Annotated in this window: 5 protein-coding genes and 1 pseudogene; 4 read left to right on the top strand and 2 right to left on the bottom strand. The window is 65.0% G+C overall.

Annotated elements, in window-relative coordinates; genetic code table 11:
- The 3 genes from VN047_RS11975 to VN047_RS11965 all read left to right on the top strand — a co-directional run.
- On the top strand, positions 1 to 307 hold a 307-nt coding region (locus VN047_RS11975; RefSeq protein ID WP_325542957.1), incomplete at its 5' end, for an acetyl-CoA carboxylase biotin carboxyl carrier protein subunit.
- A 10-nt stretch (positions 308 to 317) separates the two neighbouring features.
- Positions 318 to 1,679 carry an acetyl-CoA carboxylase biotin carboxylase subunit gene (gene accC / locus VN047_RS11970; RefSeq protein WP_325542955.1) on the top strand — a complete coding sequence of 454 codons (1,362 nt, stop codon included), beginning with the start codon at positions 318 to 320 and terminating at the stop codon, positions 1,677 to 1,679.
- Between the two features lie 96 nt (positions 1,680 to 1,775).
- Positions 1,776 to 3,134, top strand: a complete 1,359-nt coding sequence (locus tag VN047_RS11965) for a L,D-transpeptidase family protein (protein WP_325542953.1) — start codon at positions 1,776 to 1,778, stop codon at positions 3,132 to 3,134.
- A gap of 84 nt (positions 3,135 to 3,218) precedes the next feature.
- Here the strand turns inward: VN047_RS11965 and VN047_RS11960 are convergent, their stop codons facing one another.
- Positions 3,219 to 3,908: a murein L,D-transpeptidase catalytic domain family protein gene (locus VN047_RS11960; protein WP_325542951.1), complete on the bottom strand. Its 690-nt coding sequence runs from the start codon at positions 3,906 to 3,908 to the stop codon at positions 3,219 to 3,221.
- 226 nt (positions 3,909 to 4,134) lie between these two features.
- On the opposite strand from VN047_RS11960, the gene VN047_RS11955 reads away from it, so the two are divergent.
- Positions 4,135 to 4,479 (top strand): arsenate reductase family protein, encoded by a 345-nt coding sequence (locus VN047_RS11955; protein WP_325542950.1) that lies wholly within the window; start codon positions 4,135 to 4,137, stop codon positions 4,477 to 4,479.
- A gap of 156 nt (positions 4,480 to 4,635) precedes the next feature.
- Here VN047_RS11955 and VN047_RS11950 read toward each other — a convergent pair.
- Positions 4,636 to 4,820, bottom strand: a pseudogene (locus tag VN047_RS11950) (DNA replication and repair protein RecF); the annotation flags it as partial.

Below are 4,820 nucleotides of genomic sequence, written 5' to 3'. Positions count from 1 at the left end.
TCCGGTCGCAGCGCCCGTCGCAGCTGCGCCGGCCGCGGCTCCAGCTGCCCCGGCGCCCGTCGCCGACAGCTTCGCCGATGCGGTAAAGTCGCCGATGGTCGGCACCGTCTATCTCGCCGCCGAGCCCGGCGCCCCCAATTTCGCGAGTGTCGGCTCGGCGGTAAAGGCCGGCGACACGATCCTGATCATCGAGGCGATGAAGGTGATGAACCCGATCGTCGCGCCCGCTGCCGGCACGTTGAAGGCCGTGCATGTCGAGAACAGCCAGCCGGTCGAGTTCGACCAGCCGCTGTTCACCATCGGCTGAGCCACAAAAAATGGGCATCGAAAAGCTTCTGATCGCCAACCGCGGCGAGATCGCACTGCGCATCCACCGCGCATGCCATGAAATGGGCATCAAGACGGTCGCGGTCCATTCGACCGCCGACACCGATGCGATGCACGTCCGCCTTGCCGACGAAGCCGTCTGCATCGGCCCGCCGGCGGCGAAGGACAGCTACCTAAACATTCCCGCAATCATCTCGGCGGCGGAGATCACCGGTGCCGACGCGATCCATCCGGGCTATGGCTTCCTGTCGGAAAACGAGCGCTTCGCCGAAATCATCGAAGCGCACGACATGATCTTCGTCGGGCCGAAGCCCGAACATATCCGCACCATGGGCGACAAGGTCGAGGCAAAGCGCACCGCGGTCGCGCTCGGCCTGCCCGTCGTTCCGGGGTCGCCGGGTGCGGTGACCTTCAACGAAGAAACGAAGCGGCTCGCGAAAGAAATCGGCTATCCCGTCCTCATCAAGGCCGCATCGGGCGGCGGCGGACGCGGCATGAAGGTCGTTCCCGACGAGGACAGTCTCGAAAGCCTGATGGGTCAGGCCTCATCCGAAGCGGCAGCCGCCTTTGGCGACCCGACCGTTTACATGGAAAAATATCTCGGCAACCCGCGTCACATCGAATTTCAGGTGTTTGGCGACGGCCGGGGCACCGCCATCCACCTCGGCGAGCGCGACTGCTCGCTCCAGCGGCGGCATCAGAAAGTCCTCGAGGAAGCCCCCTCGCCGATCATCTCGGCCGAAGAGCGCGCGCGCATGGGCAAGGTCTGCGCCGATGCGATGGCGGCGATGCAGTATCGCGGCGCCGGCACGATCGAATTCCTCTGGGAAAATGGCGAATTCTTCTTCATCGAGATGAATACGCGCATCCAGGTCGAGCATCCGGTGACCGAAATGATCACCGGCTTCGACCTCGTCCGCGAACAGATCCGCATCGCGGGCGGTGCCAGCCTGTCGGTCAGGCAGGAAGACCTCGAATTCCGCGGCCATTCGATGGAATGCCGCATCAATGCCGAAGATCCGCGCACGTTCCTGCCCTCGCCCGGCAAGGTCACCAACTATCATGCGGCGGGCGGCATGCACGTCCGCGTCGATAGCGGGCTCTATGCGGGCTATTCGATCCCGCCTTATTACGACAGCATGATCGGCAAGCTGATCGTTTACGGCCGCACGCGCGAAAGCTGCATGATGCGGATGCGCCGGGCGCTCGAGGAAATGGTCATTGGCGGGGTGAAGACGAACATTCCGTTGCACCAGGCGCTGCTGGCCGACCCCGATGTGATCCACGGCGACTATACCATCAAGTGGCTCGAGCAATGGCTCGCGCGGCAGGACGAAGAGGCGAAAGCCTGAGCCTGTTTCGGGGTCCGGAGCGACGAGGACGAAGTTGCGCCGAGCTGTGCGGTAGCTCACTTTAACTGCGCGTGATTTTTGGCTATGGGCTTTCCCATGGTCAAAAACTCCCCCTTTTCTGCGCGCCCTGCTGCGGCGCTTCTCCTGCCACTGAGCCTGCTCGCGACACCCGCCGTTGCGCAGGAGGTCAAGGAGGATTCGGTGATCCTCCAGCCCGACAAGGTGAAGGACGACGCGCCGGTCGTCGAAACCGCGGCCGAAGCGGACCTGCCGAACTGGTCGAAGCAGAATGCCGAAGCCTTGCTTTCTTCGATCGAAGGCATCGGCACCGAAGGCCTGTTTGCCAAGGATTATGGTCCCGACGCGCTCGCCGCGGCGATTATGGGCGACGATCAGGCGCGGCTCGACAAGGTAGCGACCGACACCTTCCTGCTGCTCGCGACGCATCTGCGCGACGGACGCACGCCGAACGCGGCGCGCAAGCAATGGTTCATGGTCGACAGCGACGGCGACAGCGAGCCGTTGCTGTCGCTGCTCGCCGCGGCGCTCGGCGCCGGCACCGTCAGCGAGACGCTCGCCAGTCTCGACCCCGTGCACCCCGATTTCGCGGTTCTCAAGGCCTCGCTGGCCAAGGCTAAGACCCCGGCCGACGCCAACGCGATCCGCGTCAACATGGAACGCTGGCGCTGGATGCCGCGCACGCTCGGCGAACGCTATGTCGTCAGCAACGTCCCCGAATATGTAACGCGCGTCGTCCATGGCGGCACGATCATCGCCACCCACAAAGCGGTGGTCGGCAAGTCGGCAACGCCGACACCGCAGCTCAACCCGATGGCGACCGGCATCATCGTCAACCCGACCTGGACGCTGCCGCGCAGCATCATCAACGAGGGCATCGGCGCGACGATCGCGCGAAATCCCGCAGCGGCGCGGGCGCAGGGCTATACGTGGACGGGCAGCGGCAAGACCTTGTCGGTCGTGCAAAAGGCCGGGCCCGGCAATGCGCTGGGCGTCATGAAGATGGAGATGCTGAATCCGCACGCCATCTACCTGCACGACACACCGTCGAAGGGCGCGTTCAACGCCGCCGCCCGCGCGTTCAGCCACGGCTGCATCCGCACCGAGCGCGCGCTCCACTTCTCCGGCCTGATGGCGGTGATGTTCGCCGGCAAGAGCCCCGAGGAATTCGGTGAAGCGATCGCGAGCGGCAAGACGACGCGCTTCGGCTTCGACAACCCCTTCCCCGTCTATGTCGCTTATTGGACCGTCGTTCCTGACGGCAAGGGCGGCGTGAAGAAGTTCGCCGACATCTACGGCCGCGACGCGCCCGTCGTGGCGAGCTTTGCCAAGCCAGGCCGCCCGACCGCGACGATCATCGCGCCGACGCCGCCCGCCGTTGTGCCAACGGTTACGACCGCGCGCGTGACAACGCCGGGAACCAGCGGGATTTATTGATCAGGCGTCGCCCCCGCGAAGGCGGGGCCGCTATCAGCGTAAGGTGGCGAGCGGCCCCGCCTTCGGGGGGAAACGCGATGGCGCCTAGTCCGCTGTCTTCGGCAGCGGGCCGCTGATTGAACTCGCGCGGCGCATATTCTCCATTCCCGGCAGCGGATCGGCCGGCGGCAGCTCGAATGGCCTGGGCGCCGGTGGCGGCGCACTCAGCCGGTCGGCGAACAGCAGCCGCCCCGGCCCGAGCTTGTAGAGAATCATCGGGAGCAGTTCCTCGCCGAACACGAAGCAGCCCTCGCTGCGGCCGAGCTTGCCCTGCGTCGCGATCAGCGCGGGGTCGGCGTACCACGCACCATGGACGACGATCGCGCGCGCATCGGCCGAATAATTGTCGGGCTCAAGCCCCGCGAGCCGCATCGACGACCCGTTCGCACCCCAATAATAGTCGCTGGTGCGATAGGCGCCGCGCGAGGTCGCGAGCGATCCCATCCGGTTCGAAAAGCTCTTGAGCCAGCCATCGTGCTGCGGATCCGATCCGCGGCCGTGCGTCACCGGGAACATGTCGACCTTGCCTGCGACCATGTCGACGAGCGCGAAGCGCGGCCGCGACGACGGCAGTCCGAAGTCTACGACGCCCACGCGGTCCGACTGCGGGATATTGCGTCCCTGCAGCGCCAGCTGTTTCTTCGCCACGGCGAGATAATCGACCGGCGGCGGCAATGGCGCCGCCGGTTGTTGAATCCAGTTCGGAAGCTGCGCCCGCGCCGGCACGGCGGCCATCGCCCCCGCTCCGGCAAGGCCCGCCAACAAAACTCTGCGATCGATCAATTCATTCACTTGCAACCCAACCCCGCATTGGCCGCCTTTTACGGTCCCTCGACTTTGCATAAGTCGTGTGTTGGCCGCGAAAGGCAAGCAGGTGGTTCCCCTTCATGCGGGAAGATGTGCCATATATGCCATGAATAGCGAGTTTACGCTGCGGTAAGCCTAGGTTAGGACACGCGCCATGAAAGCGACCATCTGGCATAACCCCGCATGCGGCACCTCGCGAAAGACGCTGGCGATCCTTCAGGAAACGCCCGGCGTCGATGTCACCGTCGTCGAATATCTCAAAAATCCGTACAGCGCCGACAAGCTCCGCCAGTTGTTCAAGGATGCCAGGCTGACCGCGCGCGACGCGCTGCGCCTGCGCGGGACCGATGCCGAGGATCGCAGGCTCAAGGACGCAAGCGAAGACGCGATCATCGCCGCGATGGCCGCCAATCCCGCGTATGTTGAACGCCCGTTCGTCGAGACCGACAACGGTGTGCGCCTGTGCCGCCCGCAGGACCGGGTGCTCGAGATTCTTTGAATCAATCGACCGCTTAGGGGTGGGAAGCCGCCATTCGTCATCCCGGACTTGATCCGGGATCCACCGCGGCGCTGAAGTCATAGACCCCGGATCAAGTCCGGGGTGACGTTGAATGAATTGGCAGCCACCGGTCGGTTACGGTCGTAGGAAAAATAGCTAACCCGCCGCGATCCGCCCGCCCGCGATCCGGAAGCGCGTCACCGGGCCCGGCATATCGTCGAACAGCACTGCTTCGGTTCCCGTCAGCCACGCCTGACCGCCCTGCCCCGCGAGCCGTTCGTAGAGCGCGCCGCGGCGCAGCGGGTCGAGGTGCGCGGCAACCTCGTCGAGCAACAGCACGG

The sequence above is a fragment of the Sphingopyxis sp. genome, assembly GCF_035565275.1.
GTDB lineage: Bacteria > Pseudomonadota > Alphaproteobacteria > Sphingomonadales > Sphingomonadaceae > Sphingopyxis.
Note: the sequence above shows the minus strand (reverse complement) of the source record. Positions and strands in the feature narration are given on the sequence as shown.

Coding starts and splice junctions, on each gene's coding strand:
- VN047_RS11960 (WP_325542951.1), bottom strand. CDS start 3,908: ATGGCCGCCGTGCCGGCGCGGGCGCAGCTTCCGAACTGGATTCAACAA.
- VN047_RS11965 (WP_325542953.1), top strand. CDS start 1,776: ATGGTCAAAAACTCCCCCTTTTCTGCGCGCCCTGCTGCGGCGCTTCTC.
- accC (WP_325542955.1), top strand. CDS start 318: ATGGGCATCGAAAAGCTTCTGATCGCCAACCGCGGCGAGATCGCACTG.
- VN047_RS11955 (WP_325542950.1), top strand. CDS start 4,135: ATGAAAGCGACCATCTGGCATAACCCCGCATGCGGCACCTCGCGAAAG.